An 18,098-nucleotide genomic window follows, 5' to 3' on the forward strand; every position below is an offset into this window, starting at 1 on the left:
ATAAACTGAGAAACTCCTCTACTACTAAACCAGGATTGTTTAAACATTCCTTGCCAGTAAATCTTACAGTTACCAGTCCTTGTTTTAATAACAAGCGATCTCTCAAATAATCTCGTTTAACCGTCTCACTCTCGTTATGATGTTTACCATCTACTTCTAATATTATAGCTTTCCCATTATTATAGACAAGAAAATCTACCTCTACTGCTCCATTAAAAAAAGTATCGTTAGAGACGTGGGAAAAATTACCAAATTTCCCCTTAGTATTAACGAAAAAGAGTACGTTGTTTTTATCTAATTCTTGTGCGATTTTCTTTTCAGCAGTAGATCTAAACTGAAAACTTCCCCAATAACTATTCTCTTCATAATGAGTATTATAAGGAACGATTGAAGATGGTTGATCAAACATAGTCTCAATTTTTTGTTTATATGTTTCGTCATAAAAAAGTCGCCACCAGTGTGGAGTTCCATGACCATCTTTTTGGTGGGCATAAGCTAAATGAAGGTTATCCTTTATTTCTAGATAAAACCCAGGACGAGTTCTGTTGTAAAGCCATTTCTTTATTTTAGTTCGCAGTTGCCTTTTTTGAACTTCTTGAACACTACTTAAATCTAAGAGAAGATCTAATAACTTAGCTGTTTGCACTTCAACCAAATGGCGAAGCTTACCCCCAATAGGTACTATTCCATCTTGGTGCGAATGTTCTTTTCCAGCGAATGTAAAAGATTCGGTTTGATTAGGCATTATCTACGTTCCTTGAAATCTAACTATTTTTAACAACAGTGACTGAGATGGTAATTTCGGAAAAATTTAAGATTTTTTTAAGTTTTTATTCACTAGTTCTTTTTGTAACATCTTATTAAAGGCTAACAGGCTCTGTTTTGCTGGTTCTTGGTTACTCTGATAAAAATAACCAATTTGTAATTTTTTGCTATTTTTGTAGGTTTTTTGGAGAAAAACGGCAACTTTTAATTTAGAATATAATTAGTCATCCCCTGTTTAGCTAAGAAAAACAGGAAAGGTAAAAATAACTACTCATTCGAGGATGCTACAATGAACCGTGAAGATATTGTTAATTACTTAAAGCAATCTTATCAAGAAGGTGCTAAGTTTTATATTCAAAAAACAGCAGATTATCAATCTAAAACAGGGATAAGAAGATTAAAAACAATCAATAACTTAAAGGTTATTGACTTTACCCCTGAAATATTTGACAGTCCAGAAGGAGATATATTTATTGACTATTTATTAGCAGCTGAAAAATCTGGATCTAGAATTTTTGTTTCCAAGCCCGATAAATCTCTTAAAAGAGTCAATTTCACGCCTGCTTTAGTTAATTTAGCTTAAACTATAATATTAATTAATGAGTCAAGAAACAGGAGAAAGTGAATCTCTTGGCAATACCAGTAGTCAACAAGAGATTCAAAGTATATCAAATAAAATTGAGCGGGAAATTACTCCAGAAGAAAAAATAGATTTAGCTGATGAACTGGATATAAGGAGAGAGGACACCAGATCAATATTAGCTAAAACAATGATTTGGATTTTAGGCGGTACTTATTTATTATCTGTTGTAGTATCGGGGCTGGTTTTGTTTGTGCCCGTAGAAAAAGAGGAAGAAAGGACAGAAAGATTTACTTACTCAAAAGATGTTTTTACGTTACTGATAACTAATCAGGTTGGTTTAATTGGCGCAGTTTTAGGCTTTTACTTCGGAAGTAGTCGTAGTAAAAAATAAGTTTAAATCTTGTCAGTATATCTTAATTTCCCATACAAGCATCAGCTACTCTCCCAAAATTACCTTGTCTTAATAAGAAATCAGTCCTAACAAAACCACCTATTTTTTCCTCACGTAAATAAACACTATACCACTCACAACCATAAGAATCTACTCTTACTACCTCTTCCTGAACGCACTGACTACACCACCATACTTCAGTCCCATCAGGTACAGTTTTAACAATATCGTATTCTGTTCCAGGACCAGTTCTGATATTGACTGCACCTTGATTATTACCAGTACTAATGATAAGTGGATCTTCAATAGTCGCTAAAACTTTGTTGCTCAAAGTAAGATTGAGAGGAAATACAAATAGAGAAAACACCAACAACTTAACAAAATATCTCATGTTCAAACTCCAATTATAGTTTTACAAAACAGTACCCCTTCCCCCCCCCATCCCATTACCCGTAGCGCTATTAAATTACTCTACATCTGATTCATCATTTAAATTGCGACGGTTTCGATAATTAGGATCGTAAAAGAAAGTAATAGTATTACCACTATTAAGTACCTCATTAATTTCCTCGTAAAGTGGATAATCACCAATTCCACTAAGGTTAACCCAACCGCGCGCTCTGGTTAAAGCGACAAATAGTTGATTACGCAGTTTGATGCTTGACTCATTTCTTGCTATAAAATCACAACCAACAACATATACCATGTCAGCTTCATTTCCTTTAGCGCGATGAATTTTGGAAATTGTTACTCCTCCTTCAAACCAAAAAGCATTAGGGTCATTATTAGGATATTGGGGATTAAGTTCATTGAGACTGGTGGCTGAGGGTATGAAAATATCAATACCTTCGTTGATTAAATATCTAGCGACTTCATTTTCTAATCCAAATGCGTCTCTATAATCGCCCAAAACTATAACTAAGATTTGTTGACTAGGATATAGTTCATCGTGTTCTAGATTGTGTTTTATATTTTGAGCTAAAGCTGCTAATTCTTCTTGTCGAGAACCATACGTATGGAACTGAATCACCGACTCATCCCAAAGACTAGCAATAAGATTGGGCGAATTTTCTAGGGGACGAGTAATAGTAATTTCATTTTTCTGATTAAATTTCCCCTGTACTTCATAACCTATATTTTCCCAATCTTCTTGTCTTGTTATTCCAGATAGCATCCCTTCAGGTCTTTTTAACCCCATTCCTATAGCGTGAGCTGCAACTATAATAGGACCAGGAGTACGATAGCATCGTTTCATGATTTCGGATGCTTTGATACCACCTTTATGGGGATACCTTAGTAAATCTTTTAATTGCTCATCTTTTCCAAATAATACTGGTCCTGTGGGAATTTTAAGTGTTTCTAAACTTTGGGCTTCATCATAAGCCCAAATTAGTCGCCGTTGTGCGGGTTTTTCAAGATTACAAGGACGTAAAGATTGGTAAGCTAACCAATAAATAACCTGTTTACTTTCGTATTGTAGTTCAGCAGGATCTACTACTAAGTCTTGACCTTCATCGATTAGTACAGCGTCAAACATAGGTTTGATAATTGTTTTGTCTATTAATCTTTTACAACAATCTGCTAAACCTTGACTTGGGTTTCTATATGATGTATCCTTTACTTTCAAAGCATATCCTGTATGTTCTTCACTAACTGTACGGTAAAATCCTGGTTGGTCTTTAGCTCCCCAAGCGTGTAGGATTTTTAGTTTTTGTTGAACCTTATAATCATCATAGCTAACGTCGCCATTGCTAAAATGTTTTAACCATCGATCTACTAACCCTTGTATATGGTCATATAAAGAACGGGTAAAAAAAACTAAGGCTATATCCCAATCAGGATATTTTAAGTGCATATGCGCTGCTTTCTGACATAGCATTACTGTTTTACCAGAACCTGCTATACCCCTAATTCGCTGCACTCCTGGAGGTATTTGTACCCCAATATTGGCTTGTTGTAAATCTAATTCGTATAAGCGACTATCTAATTGCTGGATGATGTGAGATCTTACTTTACCGTTAGAATTACTAACATTAATAACCTCTTCAGAAGGTTTTCTTAAAATAGCAGTACCTCCAATAACAGCTGATAGAATACGCCATTGATCAGCATCTAAATTTTTTCCAGATTGTACAGGGGTTGATTCGGAGATTCTATTAAATAGGGTTTTTTCTCCTAATTGATCACTAAAGATAATCGGAGGACAACTAGGAAGTTGATCAAACCCTTTTTGTTGCCATTGTGTTTCTGAGATTAAAGGTAAAGCTACGATCGCTCTTGCTCTTACTTGGTTGCGAATTTCCCGCTCTCGGTTACAATAACCTAAGAGACTATATAATTGGTCTTCGGCTTGTTGGTAGGGACTACCTTGAGACTGATAAAAGTTGTTAAATACCCATTGATGTCCATTAATCGAGGTAATTTGGTCTATAGTTAATCCTTTTACTTCGATTACAACTAAACCAAGTTCACGATCTGCAATCAAAATATCTGGTTCTTTACGGCGATCGCCAGTATTACTAAATATGGGGTATCTCCAATATCCTATACATTCACGAGAGGAAAAAGCCTTTTTACAAGCTTCCCACACAGTTTGCTCATAAATTTTCCCACTAGTATTAACGGCTATAGTTTCAATGAAATTTCTTCCCTTATCCCTAGTTTTTACTGACATCGCCAATCCTACCTTATGATTTCATTTTTCGTCTCTAGTTTAATCAACAGTAGTTTTTTCTCTGATTTCGGAAAATTTGGCAAATTTTTTAGGTAGAAGACAAAAAATAAAGGGATAAGCAGTAGTAACCAAGTCAACAGCTATAAAATTGCAATAACCAATATTACCACTGTCCAGCAGACAGTGGACGACACTTTAAAGTATTTGCTGTATAATAGACATACAGACGAAAAACATAATCTTTAAGTTATGCTCCAGATAAATAACTTTCCTGTGCAGCAATTAAGCTCTCGCTATGGTATTGGACGTTCTCAAGTTTACAGTCGTCTTAACCAACTCGGAATCACTCCTCACAGCATCAATCGCAAATCTTACTTGACTATTGCAGAATTAGAGAGACTCGACGACTTGGATGATTACCTTAAAAAAGGAGGAACTATTCAAGAGTTTATCAATAAATCAGGGGTGGACGATAAATCAGACGACTCAACCCAAATGATAGTTAATAATGATCTTCAGCAACTAACTGTTTTACCTTCTGGTCAACTTGTTTTACCTTTAGATGGTATCACTACTCTGATTAAAGAAACAGTCAGAGCAATATTACCACACTTTCCAAGCGGGGTTGATGATTTTAGGATACTCCAAGAAATAGCAGATAATGATTGGATCATCCCCACTAGTCGCTTAGCTGCAATTATTAATCTTGCTCCTAGTACCCTCCAGGGTAAAAATGAGTATCATTACTGCGGGTTTAAGTTTACCCGATCGGGTAAACAGGGTAGTAGTTTCTTATGGAGGGTTGAGAAAATTAACTTGTGTAATCTTTAATATAAATGGACATAGCGATGGATTATCCAGTGGACGGTGGACGACAGTTATTAGGAATTAAGAATGGAAAATTCCGAATTCACTAACTTCTACCCTGTAGTTAATTCTAGATAAAGATTTAGGCACTCCCTTGGTTATAGCACCCTTGGGATAAGTGCTGATCCATTCTGCAAGGAAAGTCATAAGGAATAACCCCCCATGCTATTTAGGAAAAAAACCTTACTTTTCACTACTATTTTGGCGCTTTCTGCTACTGTGGCTGTTGGTTTATATTTATTTAGTAGAAAATCCCCCACTGTAGCTGAACAACAATTAAAACCTATCTTAATTAAATATGGAGATGAAAATGGGATAGATGGAGTCTCAAAAAAAAGAGTTATTAACCTTATTTTAGATTTGGAAAATATAGCAGAAGAATTTGAAAGTAATCCTAATGAATCAAGAAATGTAATAGTAGATTTTTGGTGTAATAGAGCTGATAGATTTGTTCGTGCCTATAATCAAAGCAGAACTTCTCCTTTATATTATATCGATCTTTCATATCATATCGATCCAATCCACACTAATGCAATGATTTCTTTTCGTGCTGAAAAATATCTATCAATATTAAGAGCATCTTTAGAACAAGAAGGACTTTCCAATTACGAAATTAACCAAGAAATGGAAGATATGGATATTGCTTTTATTTATTTAGCTAAGTATTTATATGATGCAGTAGAACAATATTCATACGAAGAAGTTTGTCCAGATGAATACAGAGAAATGCAAACTATCCTACAGTCGGGAATGAATGAGGAATGAGGAATTAAGAATTAGGGATTAGAAATGCGCGACAGAAATGAGAGAGTATTTTTCCGAAAATCCTTCCTTCCGAGATGTAGTTTATAAACAATAGTAAGTTCAAAGGTCTATTAAATGTCACGTATAAAAGTTGTAGCAGGGGATTTTCTTAATGATGAGTCTGATACTACGTATATCAATATCTACAATTATTTCGACAAAACCTTAACACTAAAAACTGCTTTGAACCCTAAAGGAGAAGTTATCCATAGATCTGCAATTGCAGAAATAGCTATAGCTAATGAAGAGAATGTCACCAATATAGGAGGTAAAATATTTTGGGGTGTTACAGGATCGCTATTACTAGGTCCAATAGGTTTAGCTGCAGGACTTTTAGCGGGAGGTAAGGAAAAAAAAATGGCTTTTATATTAAAACTGGAGGATGGGAGAACTCTAGTAGGGGTAACCGACTCTAATACCTATAATGAATTATTAGGTGGTACAGTAGAATCACCCTCAGAACAAACAGAAAAACGCGTGGAAGAGGTACAAAAGAGCGTAAATGGAGAAGGAGGGGGCGGATGTGGAATAGGATGTTTAGCCATAGTTATCATAGGAATTTTTTTGCTTGCATTTATTGGGGCGGTTGGTTCAGAAACACTCCCCTTTACTTCATCAGAAACTACTGAAGATGTTCAAGAAGAAGAAAATAGCTCTGAAACTTATCAAGAATGTGAAACTAGAATCACACAAGAATTTGTGAGTATTTATGGCGAAACCATTGAAGAAGATGAGTTAGATGCTGCTCGTCGTTATGCTGAAAGAATAAATCAAGAATGCCATAATAACTAAACCCACTCCTTTAACCTAAATGAGTTAAGTAGTAAGGCTTAAGGCTTGCACCCTAGATAACAGGAAAGCCAAAAAATAGCTTTAATACAATTTACCCCATGATGCCGTTTATAGTCATCACTTGGATATTATGTTCTTTCCTGGAGCGCTGGTAAGTTATTAATAATCGCCATACTTTCTACACTAACCCTAACAACCCTCTTAACCAAATCAATTATATAGCGGGGATTTTCTGACCAATCATTGGGGTTATTGGTTATCCCGCTATCCTTATCCTTGGTTATTTTGTATCTCTCCATCACCCACTCTATAGCTGATTTACCGTTAACAATATAGTCATAAGCTTCTAAGGGTATTTGTGATAAGGTTATCTTGCTATTGTAGATAATTGTTGTTTTATCTACTGCTTTACCTTTCTTGCCAAATACCATTTTTTCTACTAGGTAATCTTTAGACTCAAGGTATAAGTCTTTTTTGTATTCCTCCACGGGATAAGGTTCTATTTCTTCATAGTTTAAGTGCCAATAGGCTAACTCCCTTCCTGCTTTACTAAATGCCCAGAAGTCTTTACAGTAAGGGATACGAGGTAACATTTTCTTTAAGTCAGATGCAAACCGTTGTTTATATTCTGTGGAATGCAATACCCCATAAACGTAGTAAAAGATATCTTCTTTGCTGATAGTTTTATCTTGATATACCTGCTGAAAGTCGATTAAGATTATGTCTGGTATGTTCTCTTTTTTTACGTATTCTTCTGTAGCTGTGGCAAATAATGAGCCTAAATCTTCCTGTTTTTCGTAGGTATATAAGGGGAAACATTGACCGGTTGAGATTAATCCTAAGTCGGGTAATGTATTAGTTATTAAAGCTGAGAAATCTTTACTAGCTCCTATCCCAGTTACACAAATGACCTGATTTTCTAAGTCTTGATTAGGAAATATTTTAGGCATTTGGTAAATCATATCATTAAAATCTTTATTAAAATAAGCCCATTGTTTACAATAAGGTCTATATGTTCCCTTAAATAAAGAGTTACTACAAAAGCTATGACTAATTGATTTTCCTAAATCATTTTTTAAGCCTCTTGACCAACTAATTTTAGTAGGGTCATTATTGATAAAGGTTTCTACTTTTTTCTTTCTTTCTTCAGGATTAGCAATCTGTTTACCTTGTAAAGATGCTTGGAATGCTTCTACTTGACTATTATAAAAGTCAATCATTCTAGTCATATTACTGATAACTGACTGCTCAGAAAAGTTATAAGCCCAAGCATCTCTACTAGTTCCTATTCCCCTTGAATATAAATCAAAAATAGTTTTACTTGTTTTATCTTTCTTATCACCTAAAGGCATAAAACTTTCAAATATATCATTACGTTGGTTAATCCAGTCATGACTAGCATTAGGAGTTATCTCTGTCCAGGTAATAGCTGAAATATCAACCAGTTTTTTTAGAGTAGCTAACTTTTGTTCTCGGCTTAAATAATCACCTATATCATAATAATTAATTTGGGGGGCTGGGGGTTTATCAGGGTTTTTAATTAAGATAATAATAGCTATAGTAGCTCGACTCCCTGAGCCAAAAATTTTACCTCCTTCTTTTCTTGATTCTTCTCCAGAAGTTCTCTGATTACCTCTTAAATTAAAACAATAGATACTAGTAAACTCCTCTGTTAAACATTTCCTAAAGCCATCCATGGCATTATTATCAATGAATGAACCATTACTCACAAAACAAACTAATCCTTTATCTTTAATTCGCTCACTAGCCCACCTAAAAGCCCTAATATAAGAGTCATAAAGACTATTTTTATTAGTAGCAGTAGAATATTTAGCATAAGTATCTCTAATCTGCTCGTCTAATCTTGGATACTTAAGATTTTTATTACCGTCATTCTCACTAGTTTGACCAGCAGAGTAAGGAGGATTCCCCACAATAACAGTAATATCTTGTTGCTTTTGTGTTATTACCCGTTGGTTATTCTCAGGGAAGATTAGTTCTGATAAATAACCGTCATTTTCATACATTTGAAAGGTGTCGGTTAAGACTATACCATTAAAAGGTTGATACTCATTACCCGATAGATAGTGATAGGTTTCCTCGATGTTAATAGCAGCAATGTAGTAGGCTAATAAAACAATCTCGTTAGCGTGTAATTCTGAGGTAAACTTACGTTGTAAATCTTCTGGTTTAATCAGTCCACTTTGGAGGAGTCTGACTAAGAAAGTTCCTGTACCTGTAAAGGGGTCTAAAATATGTACTCCTTCAGCAGATAAACTAACGCCAAACTCTTGTTTTAAGGCTACATTAGCGCTGTTAATAATAAAATCGATTACTTCTACGGGAGTATAAACAATCCCCAACCTTTCTACTAATTTAGGGAAAGCTGTACGAAAGAATTTATCATATAGCTCTATTATGATGCGTTGTTTACCTGCTTCGTTATCAATTCCTGAAGCTCTTTCTCTAACACTTTGATAGAATTTATCTAGTTTTTTTACATCCTTTGCTAGTGATTCCCCTTCTAATACATCTAGGATTTTCTGCATTGTCTGAGATACTGGGTTAAATTTAGTAAACTCATAACCCTCAAATAAAGCATCAAATACTGGTTTAGTAATTAGGTGTTGGGATAACATCTCGATGGCTTCATCGGAGGTAACGTTGGGATTAATGTTATTGTGCAACCCCTGTAAAAACTGGTCAAAGGCTTGTTTAGCTTCAGATTCAGGGTTTTGTAGTAAAGCTTTAATTCTAGAGACGTGACTCTGGGCGATCGCTGCTACATCTTTTGCCCAATCCTCCCAATAACGTCTATCTCCACATTTAACCACTATCTTGGCATAAATTGCATTACGCCATTCTTCGATAGGGAAGTTTAACTCAAGTTGTTTAGGGGTATAATCACTGTTATTATTGCTAGTGAGATTATTATGATCATTACCAGCCCCTACACCGATAATATTAATTTGGGGTGGTCTGCTGCGATTCAATTCAATCTTGTTAACAGTGGCGTTAAACCTATCGTCATGGGCTCTTAAGGCTTGTAGAACTTGCCAGATAACCTTATATTTATTATTATCCTTTAGGGCAATTTCTGGGGACATATCAGCAGGAATACCTACAGGGAGAATAATATAACCGTATTTTTTCCCCTCTGATTTCCGCATAACTCTACCTACAGACTGCACCACATCAACAACAGAGTTACGGGGGGTAAGGAAGATAACAGCATCAAGGGCTGGTACATCTATCCCTTCAGATAAACAACGAACATTAGAAAGGATGCGACAGATATTACCATGTGCTGAGGTATCAGCTTTCAACCATTCTAGTTTAGCTATTCTCTCTAATGAATTTTGCTTACCATCTACGTGCTCTATTTGACAGTCTAAAACGTTTTCGTCATCTGAATTAGTCATCTTGTAATGACTAACTATATTCTCAAATAAACTAACGATTCTCTGAGAATCTGATATGCTACGGGAGAAGGCTACAGCTCGTTTCATGGGTTGTAAGTCTTCTTGTATTTCTGTATCTTGCGTTTGTAAGCGTTTAGATAACCCATTCCAGCACCCTGTTATCTTGACTGCATCCTCTAGATTTAATTCGTTGTCAGCATCTGCTAATTGTCTTTGGAATGTGGCACTAACATAAGCTTCATCTACGGCTAACACCATTACTTTATAGTCAGTTAATAGACCGTTGGCTACAGCTTCACCAAACCCTAAGCGATGCAACTCCCTACCGTAAATATCTACATCATCCATGGAGCAGAGTAAAGCGTCATTTTCCTGGGCTTGTACTTTAACACTATCTTCGTATATCTTGGGAGTAGCTGTCATGTACAAACGCTTTTGCCCTTTGATGAACTTTTGGTCATGGACTTTAACAAAATAGGATTCGTCAGCTCCTGCTATTGTGACACCTGTTGTACGATGGGCTTCGTCACAAATAATTAAGTTAAACTCAGGTAATCCTTGTTTTTGAGCTTCTGCTATTGCTGAGATGGATTGATAGGTAGAAAAGATAACAGTTAGCTCTTTTTTGCCTTTACTATGGTTATAAGAGTTAATAATTTGTTGATAGTTAGTGCTAGGGGGGAAGGGTAAATCATTAATAGTTATATCAGCCAGGTCATCATCACTTTTACGTTTACTTTTACCTACTTTTGTGTCAGAACAAACAGCGATACTATGTAGAGAAATTGATGTTTCTGCTGTCCATTCTCTCAGGGTTTGGGACAATAAGGAAATGGAAGGTACTAAGAATAAAACTAAATTATTACTACCCCTAAACTGTTCAGCAATCTTAAGGGCGGTAAATGTTTTACCAGTGCCACAAGCCATGATTAACTTACCCCTGTCTGCTTCAGATAACCCTTTAATAACAGCATCTAAAGCAATTTGTTGATGTGGTCTAATTGTCTTTTTGGGGTTAAGTTTTAGTTGCTGCTGTAGGGTAAATTGACTCCAGTCAATGGGGCTATTAGCTAAATCATTTATGGTGATACGATTAACTGGTATTTGTTGATTGGTGATAGCTTCAATGCAGTGTTTACTCCATTTATTGGTGGTAGAAACAATTATCCTTTTCCTAAATAAGTTAGTACCAGAAGCTGTGAAAAAAGAGTCAATATCTTTCTTTTCTAAGGTATAATTAGGGTCATAAAATTTACATTGAATGGCACAATAATCACCTGTATCAGCTTCTTGTGCCACTAAATCAATCCCTGTATCAGGTGCATGATTTCGTAACGGGAAGTCCATCCATAACCAAACTTTACTAAAATGTTCTTGGTAGATGGGGTCTGTTTGTAGATACTGTTTGATTAGATGTTCAAACTTATCCCCTTTATCTCTTTGAGAGTTAGCTGTCTGTCTAAATTCTTCTAGGATAGTGTGGATAGTCATAACATCTATATCTTATAGCATGGGTTAGTAAAGCTTTGGAGAATTTTTACAGTATATCCTGAAAGAAGAATTAAGAATTAATTCTTCTATTTTTCTTAACTTGTTGCCCATGGGGGTGACTCGTTAACCCGATAAGCAATGAAGCTAGTCATTATAATCGCCCATAATTTCTCTCTATATTCCTTATTCAAGTAAGTTAACCAGGTAGGGGGGGTGAATTTGAACCCATTAGTTTCCCATTCTTCTAAAATAAGGGCTACCACCCAAAGAGGATCTAAATCGATCGCCTCACATATATCCATTAACTCAGGTGGGGGGGGATCTGAAATTATGCGCTTACGTTTAATAGTTATATATAGGTCTTTGCATAATTTAGTTAAATCTTTTAGGGGGTAGTTTAATTGTTTTAATAATCTAGAGATATTCGATTGGTGGACTCCTACTCTGGAGGCTAAAAACTCTTGGGTTACTTTTACCCCTTTTTTGACCTGCTGACAGATAGATTGGAAGACTTTAACTACTTTTTGTTGAGTTAGAGGAGCAGCTTCTAAACAATATTCAGCTACTGGTTTAGTCTCGCAGGGTAAGCCGCGCGCGACTATGTCTTTTGCTGATATCTTTTCTGGTAAACATAGCCACACGTGTAATTCTTGCTCCCGATACCAATGCCAACGGTTACGCCCTATAGTTTGGATCAGCTCATCTAGTATTCGCTGTTTATAGTATTGTTCAAACTCGTTATCGCTGCCGTTAGGATACTCAAGATAAAAATCTGTTTTAATAGCTCCAACATCAGGTAGCACAGGCTTGATAAACATATGACAACCTTTAAAGCGGTTAGCTCCACGAGTCTGACTCATGTAAGTCATGTCAGCTCCTAAAATGTCCCCTAACCGTTTAGGTACGATTACTTTACCTTGGGGGAATCTTCGTAAGAACTCACCCTCTAATAGCGCTAACCTATCAAGATAAGAATCGCTCCAGGAGTTGCTATTATCACCGCCTAATTCAAAACGCGTAATATTTAGATTTGCGGTACTTACTTCATCTTGCGCCACAACGCATATTTCATCTGGCTTAATTCCTAAGAGTCGGGCTGCTCTTTCTTTGGTTAGGGTAGAGTCTAGTAGGGTTACTTGTTTGGCTTGGCTTAAAATTTTAGCTAGGCTATCGTCTCTGGTGGTTACGGTTAAAATTCCTTTGCGGTAGGAAGCAAACCCTTGATTTTGCAACCAAATAATGCCAATTAAGTCCCCTAGGAAGTAGGGGGGGAAATCTTTTATTTTTGAGAGTGCAGCTGCAACTTGAGAACGTTTGTAAGCGCTTCTGGCTATAGCTAAACTAGCTGCTGATATATTAGGAGCTTCCGAGAGGGTAACTGAATCTAAATCTTGCAGTGACTGAAGTAGCTCAGCAAATACCCCTTGCTGATAGTGGTTTATTTTGGTTTGGAGTGTGCTTAAAGTCTCTGGAGCAATTCCCTCTAGTTGCAGTAATTCTCTTAATGCTTTTAAATCTAACCCGTGTTTGGATGTATCTCCATAGATACTGTCTTTTAATTGGTGTATCCTGGTGAGAACATCTTTTTCCCCATGGGTTAACTCTGTGTTGCCCATAGCTAAAGCGTAGGCTTTATCCCAATCAGATGAGTTAATTTGGGCTGGAGTTTGCAGGTTTAGGGTGTTACCTGCTTCGTTGACTATTAGAGTATCTTTGGAGTAGTCATAATTTCTAGGTAAATTTTGGGCATGAGCTAGTATTCTGGCTGATTCTTCGATTGTTTTGGCTCTAGTGCCTATATAACCATATCCTGTATCTTGAGCATCAAATTCCCTGACAGACTTGCAACTCTGAAAATGTGCACACCCAGCACATAAAGGATTATGTTTCCCACTCTTGTCAACATCGGGTACTCCTTTAGAGCGAGCCATCCCGAACAGAGGAGCGCGATCGCAATTACCAGAGACTATGGGTGTTTGATTTTCTACTTTTGGCTCAACTACTAGATAGGGTTTACCTGTATCAGTAGTACGGCTATGATCTTCATACAAACCATTATGTCTGGGTTCTAGTATAGCCCAAGTCTCAAAATCTTTATCCTTATTTTTGTAATCAGAGTCAAGAAACCAAATCTTGCTAATAGGTTTTTCTTCTGTGGTCCCATCTTCATTCTGTACCTTTACTAATTCGGGGAATCTTAAGGAGTTATCATAGTCTTTCCCTGTACCTGTTCGAGAGGCATCTAAAATATATTTGTATCCTTGGGTTTTGGCTTCAAGATAAGCTCTGTGTCTCTCACCCCTCCTAAACCAGATATCTACTTGCTCACTATAGGCTACAGTGGATTCTACCCAGAGGGCTGTTTCTATTTGTTCCCAGAAAGAGTCAAAACTTGCTCCATAGTACTCAAGTTGTTCTTGTTCCCCATAATCGGCGATAGCTTGGTTAATTAATTCTTGATATTGCTCGTTAGCGATATAGGCTTGATAATCTGCGCGGGGTGGTTCAATCTCTATGGGGTTATGACTCTGTTTAAATACATCTCTAGATGCTTCTTTTAAGTTAAAACCTAATTCCTTAGCTTTAGCAAATATAACCCTAACGGGGTCACTAAAATAGTTTGATTGTGCAGTACTTAATATCCCCGCCCAATCAGTTTCTTTACCACCTACCGAGCTTAGAATAATTAAAGCTTGAGTTGCTCCTAATATCTGCTTTAAAGCTGTTGCTATGGGTAACCATATTTGGCTATAGGTGTTATCTTCTCTAACCCTTCCCCCGATAAAAGCGATCGCTTGATCTAATAGTTTGGATATTCTGGAGTCTGTTAACTTGATTGGTTGATCATTAAAGGCAATTTTACTCTTATTGTTTTTAGTGGAGCGGGGTAAAGATGGTACACCACCCGCTAACAATTCATTTAAAGCCGATGACGCTTCAGGAGTTAGTATCGGAGCAGTAAATTCTGACCAACGTCTCTTGATTACCCGAAAAGTATCGTCACTTATATAGGGAGGATAAACTAACCCTTTAGACTCATACAGCTTAATTAACTTACTCTCAAATTCTTCTGGAGTATAGACGACACCACTACACTGCTCAATAGTCTGTTGAGTTTTGACTACCACCCCATCTTGACGTTGGACTCTTGAGAAACCAGGGAATCTGGTGACTTGTTGTGGGAGTGTAACCGCAGGATCACCACCACAAATAAGGGCTAATTTCCGTGCTAACTGCGTAGCTTCGGCTATGGGTAAAATTCGGCTAAGTTTCCAGCTCTCTTGTCTAGACTTCCCACCAGAGTGATTGTCTAAGGTTGGCTCTAAACCCTGTGTTGTAAACCAGTCTATAATTGCTTGTTGTTCTGCTGGTGTCTGACTATCAAACTCAGTGGTTAACCATTCTCTACCTTTGACAGAGTCTTTAGTAAGGTCATCCCCATGAGACAGCAGCCAAAAAACCCCATTACCTAGATTAGCTGAGGGTTTTTTATTAGCTAAATCAAGACTTTGATCTTCTAGCCATTGCCACACATCTGAGGGAGTACGTCTAGTAGCCCAAATCCAAGCACCAGGTACCTTTATACGGCGCTCTACACTCTTTACGATCGCCTTCTCAATCTCTAAGCGGTAGGCAATCTTTGTCCCTACTTTCACCACCAGAAGGCGGTCGCCTAATACCTCTAACGCCTTGTTAAAGGCTTCTCTACCTTCAAGAGATTGGCTCTTTGTGACACTTGACAAACTGTCACAGTCATTATTATAATCAAGAAAAGGATTGAAAATTTTCATTATTTCTCCTTTCCCTGACGCCCCAACCAAGTTAGAATTAAATTAATTTTCGTTTTGTTTTGCTCTTGGCTGAGAAGTCAGAGCTTTTTTTGTATTACAAGACTATCGTAATCTAAATAAATCTAGAAAAACTGAAAACATTATTTAGGCTCAAAGCCTTACCTGGCAAGACTTTTATTTTGATTTTTTTTCTTGCCTTGTCTAGCAATATTGCCAAAACCTTTCTTATCTTTAACTACAGCAGCTACATGAGGAGTTTTAATGTAAGTGACTAACTCCATTCTGGATTTATAGAAAGGTAGATAATATTGTTTTCTCCAGTTATCGTTTTGCTCCGCTAATTTAATAGCAGCGGCAAAAAAACTTTGAGTATGTTTTCTAGTAAAGGGATTTTCGAGATTACGCAGCTGTTGGTTGATATTTTGTTGCTGGGTAATTATTCCTGATTTAGTTTCCCCAGAAATAGCGTAAAAAATAGCCTCTCTTTCCCTGAATAAAGCTAAAAAGATAGAAGCGGGGTGATAGTAGTTAAGAGGAGTAACCAAAAAAACAGCATTAATTAATAACAGTAATTTATGAGTTAAGTTACCTAATTTATAGATATATTCTTTCTCATCAGGGGGGATTCCGATTATCTTAATTCTTGAATCCCATTCAAGCTTAGCCATATAAGCAAGTACTAACTTATCTATTTGACTAATACCAAAAGAAAAAACATTCTCTGTATTAGGGGTAGTCAATAAAAACAAAACTTCAGACCAAGGAGAGGTAATCTTTGCCAGATTAGCAATTGGGGTATAGTCAACGGTAATTTTGGTGGGGTTGTAGAAATTTTTCATGTCTAAAACGTCTTTTTAAAAACGTCGATAAAGAGATTGTTGGTAATCTACTCATATAACTAGTAGAAAAAAACGATGACTGAAGAAACTTTAGAAGCAATTAAAGCGATTATTAAGAATGATCTAGCGCCAGCGATCGCCTCTATACTTCAAGAAAATCAAAAAATAGTGCAGTGGGTAGATATTAAAAAAGCAGCCATCTCGTTAGATTGTTCCCCCAAACTCTTAAGAAGTCTGATTGAAAAAGGAGCTTTAAAAGCCAAACTGCACTATATTGATTTAACCCCCGACGAATCGAGGAGGACATATCGCTTTAACGTCAAAGCCATAACCGAGAAAGGATTATGTAGTGGACTACCCCAGACTAGGAGGTAGAGGGCGATCGCTTCGAGATAAAATCATCTCAAAAGCCTTTTGATGGTGGTCACGAGTAATCCAGCGGTGGTAGGTTTTCGTATGAACCTCCACCGAATGACCCATCTGTTGAGCAGCTAAAGAAACAGGAAGATGGAAACTTAAAGTTCTAACCGCCCAAGCATGACGTAAAGCATAGGGTAGAAAAGGAATGTGAGCATTTCTACGTAAATATTGAGTAACGGCATTGCCTAAACTAGCGTTAGGGCGATCGAGCTTAATCGGAGGTAAGATTACTTGTTGTAGATTAAACTCATCATACCACTCAGGATAAATGGGCCATACTTCTCTATAACCAGTTTTAGTATTTTCCAGAACACAGAGCACTTGATCACCGTCTCTAATCTTGTCAAAGTCCACTCGAAAAGCTTCATGAGGACGTAAACCATAGGTAGCGATTAAGCCATATACCCAGCGCCAAGCTGGGTTTTGGATTTGGTAATAATGCTTAGCAATCACCTGATCATCAGGTAGTTCTAAAGGACTTTGGGCGCGAGGTTCGTAACTCCCCTTTAAATCTTGTATTTCTAAACTGAGATTAGCAAACTTAGCCAAAGCATTAAACACCATACAAACCCGCTTTCTAGTTCTGGTATCAGGTTCGGTGGTCAGAATGATTTCTTCTAGTAGTTCTTGCGTTAAAGACGCTTTGGGGGGTAGTTTTTTGAAAGCACTAACATAGTCGAGTTTCCAAGTAGTCTCAGAGGAATAAGTTCGTTTTCGCTTATTAAAATAATCCTGCTCAAAACGAGCGATCCACGCAGCACAGGTATCAGCTTGATCTTGTTGACGATGAACCAGATACTTATCCCAGCAAAACTCCCGACGCTCCAATAAAGCGCCAATATACTTAGCTTCCCTTTCCGCTTCCTTAACACCCCTAGGATTAGCAGGAAGATGTAAAGAAAGACGCTGTTGATAGGGGCGATCTTTTCCCGAATCGGGTTTAGGTGGGAAAGTTCCCCGTAATACTAGTAAATTTTTCAGTCCGTTAAGACATATAGAAATGCGATAACCATCTTCTTTGAGACGTTGATTAGCTTGTTCTAGTCTAGTTTTCAAATCCATATGCGCCTAAAATTTGCCTAAAATCATTAGTCTTTTGAGGTAACTTGAGGGTACTTTAGGATATATTAGGCGAAACACAAAAACCGTGCTTTGATAATGACGGATTCTGACTAACCCTTGATTTTAAAAGAAAACCGTTAACACAATAAAATGCCAGGAGGCGGATTTGAACCGCCGACACGAGGATTTTCAGTCCT

General features: G+C 36.9%; 13 protein-coding genes. 6 read left to right on the forward strand and 7 right to left on the reverse strand.

Annotated features, from left to right (window positions below):
• Positions 1–745, reverse strand: a 745-nt coding sequence (locus EA365_08745; GenBank protein ID TVQ45046.1) for a DUF559 domain-containing protein, incomplete at its 3' end; no start/stop codon positions are given.
• A gap of 309 nt (positions 746–1,054) precedes the next feature.
• On the opposite strand from EA365_08745, the gene EA365_08750 reads away from it, so the two are divergent.
• Positions 1,055–1,348 (forward strand): hypothetical protein, encoded by a 294-nt coding sequence (locus EA365_08750; protein ID TVQ45047.1) that lies wholly within the window; start codon positions 1,055–1,057, stop codon positions 1,346–1,348.
• Between the two features lie 16 nt (positions 1,349–1,364).
• Entirely contained in the window at positions 1,365–1,739 is a 375-nt protein-coding gene (locus EA365_08755; GenBank protein ID TVQ45048.1) for a hypothetical protein, read from the forward strand.
• 22 nt (positions 1,740–1,761) lie between these two features.
• On the opposite strand, the gene EA365_08760 is transcribed toward EA365_08755, so the two are convergent.
• Entirely contained in the window at positions 1,762–2,130 is a 369-nt protein-coding gene (locus EA365_08760; GenBank protein TVQ45049.1) for an SH3 domain-containing protein, read from the reverse strand.
• 75 nt (positions 2,131–2,205) lie between these two features.
• Complete coding sequence (locus EA365_08765) at positions 2,206–4,413, reverse strand: DNA/RNA helicase (GenBank protein ID TVQ45050.1); 2,208 nt, start codon at positions 4,411–4,413, stop codon at positions 2,206–2,208.
• Positions 4,414–4,662: 249 nt separating this feature from the next.
• Between EA365_08765 and EA365_08770 the strand changes: the two genes are divergently transcribed.
• The 3 genes from EA365_08770 (at position 4,663) to EA365_08780 (ending at position 6,876) form a co-directional block, all read left to right on the forward strand.
• A complete protein-coding gene (locus tag EA365_08770) occupies positions 4,663–5,244 on the forward strand; it encodes a hypothetical protein (GenBank protein TVQ45051.1) in 582 nt (193 codons plus the stop codon).
• A 198-nt stretch (positions 5,245–5,442) separates the two neighbouring features.
• Positions 5,443–6,045, forward strand: coding sequence for a hypothetical protein (locus EA365_08775; protein ID TVQ45052.1), 603 nt, complete (start codon positions 5,443–5,445; stop codon positions 6,043–6,045).
• Positions 6,046–6,159: 114 nt separating this feature from the next.
• Positions 6,160–6,876, forward strand: a complete 717-nt coding sequence (locus tag EA365_08780) for a hypothetical protein (GenBank protein ID TVQ45053.1) — start codon at positions 6,160–6,162, stop codon at positions 6,874–6,876.
• A gap of 128 nt (positions 6,877–7,004) precedes the next feature.
• Here EA365_08780 and EA365_08785 read toward each other — a convergent pair whose 3' ends face one another.
• From EA365_08785 to EA365_08795, 3 genes are all read right to left on the reverse strand, one after another.
• Complete coding sequence (locus EA365_08785) at positions 7,005–11,789, reverse strand: damage-inducible protein (protein TVQ45054.1); 4,785 nt, start codon at positions 11,787–11,789, stop codon at positions 7,005–7,007.
• Between the two features lie 95 nt (positions 11,790–11,884).
• Positions 11,885–15,580: a hypothetical protein gene (locus EA365_08790; protein TVQ45055.1), complete on the reverse strand. Its 3,696-nt coding sequence runs from the start codon at positions 15,578–15,580 to the stop codon at positions 11,885–11,887.
• Between the two features lie 158 nt (positions 15,581–15,738).
• Positions 15,739–16,419, reverse strand: a complete 681-nt coding sequence (locus EA365_08795) for a hypothetical protein (GenBank protein TVQ45056.1) — start codon at positions 16,417–16,419, stop codon at positions 15,739–15,741.
• Positions 16,420–16,494: 75 nt separating this feature from the next.
• On the opposite strand from EA365_08795, the gene EA365_08800 reads away from it, so the two are divergent.
• Positions 16,495–16,794 carry a hypothetical protein gene (locus tag EA365_08800; GenBank protein TVQ45057.1) on the forward strand — a complete coding sequence of 100 codons (300 nt, stop codon included), beginning with the start codon at positions 16,495–16,497 and terminating at the stop codon, positions 16,792–16,794.
• Here EA365_08800 and EA365_08805 read toward each other — a convergent pair.
• Positions 16,774–17,901 carry a site-specific integrase gene (locus tag EA365_08805; protein ID TVQ45058.1) on the reverse strand — a complete coding sequence of 376 codons (1,128 nt, stop codon included), beginning with the start codon at positions 17,899–17,901 and terminating at the stop codon, positions 16,774–16,776. The two genes, EA365_08800 and EA365_08805, sit on opposite strands and share 21 nt — an antisense overlap.
• Positions 17,902–18,098 lie beyond the last annotated feature (197 nt).

Source organism: Gloeocapsa sp. DLM2.Bin57, assembly GCA_007693955.1.
In the GTDB taxonomy this organism is placed as follows: Bacteria; Cyanobacteriota; Cyanobacteriia; order Cyanobacteriales; family Gloeocapsaceae; genus Gloeocapsa.

Bases quoted from the DNA above. Each gene is read 5' to 3' on its own strand.
- EA365_08750 (TVQ45047.1), top strand. From the start codon at position 1,055: ATGAACCGTGAAGATATTGTTAATTACTTAAAGCAATCTTATCAAGAA.
- EA365_08755 (TVQ45048.1), top strand. From the start codon at position 1,365: ATGAGTCAAGAAACAGGAGAAAGTGAATCTCTTGGCAATACCAGTAGT.
- EA365_08760 (TVQ45049.1), bottom strand. From the start codon at position 2,130: ATGAGATATTTTGTTAAGTTGTTGGTGTTTTCTCTATTTGTATTTCCT.
- EA365_08765 (TVQ45050.1), bottom strand. From the start codon at position 4,413: ATGTCAGTAAAAACTAGGGATAAGGGAAGAAATTTCATTGAAACTATA.
- EA365_08770 (TVQ45051.1), top strand. From the start codon at position 4,663: ATGCTCCAGATAAATAACTTTCCTGTGCAGCAATTAAGCTCTCGCTAT.
- EA365_08775 (TVQ45052.1), top strand. From the start codon at position 5,443: ATGCTATTTAGGAAAAAAACCTTACTTTTCACTACTATTTTGGCGCTT.
- EA365_08780 (TVQ45053.1), top strand. From the start codon at position 6,160: ATGTCACGTATAAAAGTTGTAGCAGGGGATTTTCTTAATGATGAGTCT.
- EA365_08785 (TVQ45054.1), bottom strand. From the start codon at position 11,789: ATGACTATCCACACTATCCTAGAAGAATTTAGACAGACAGCTAACTCT.
- EA365_08790 (TVQ45055.1), bottom strand. From the start codon at position 15,580: ATGAAAATTTTCAATCCTTTTCTTGATTATAATAATGACTGTGACAGT.
- EA365_08795 (TVQ45056.1), bottom strand. From the start codon at position 16,419: ATGAAAAATTTCTACAACCCCACCAAAATTACCGTTGACTATACCCCA.
- EA365_08800 (TVQ45057.1), top strand. From the start codon at position 16,495: ATGACTGAAGAAACTTTAGAAGCAATTAAAGCGATTATTAAGAATGAT.
- EA365_08805 (TVQ45058.1), bottom strand. From the start codon at position 17,901: ATGGATTTGAAAACTAGACTAGAACAAGCTAATCAACGTCTCAAAGAA.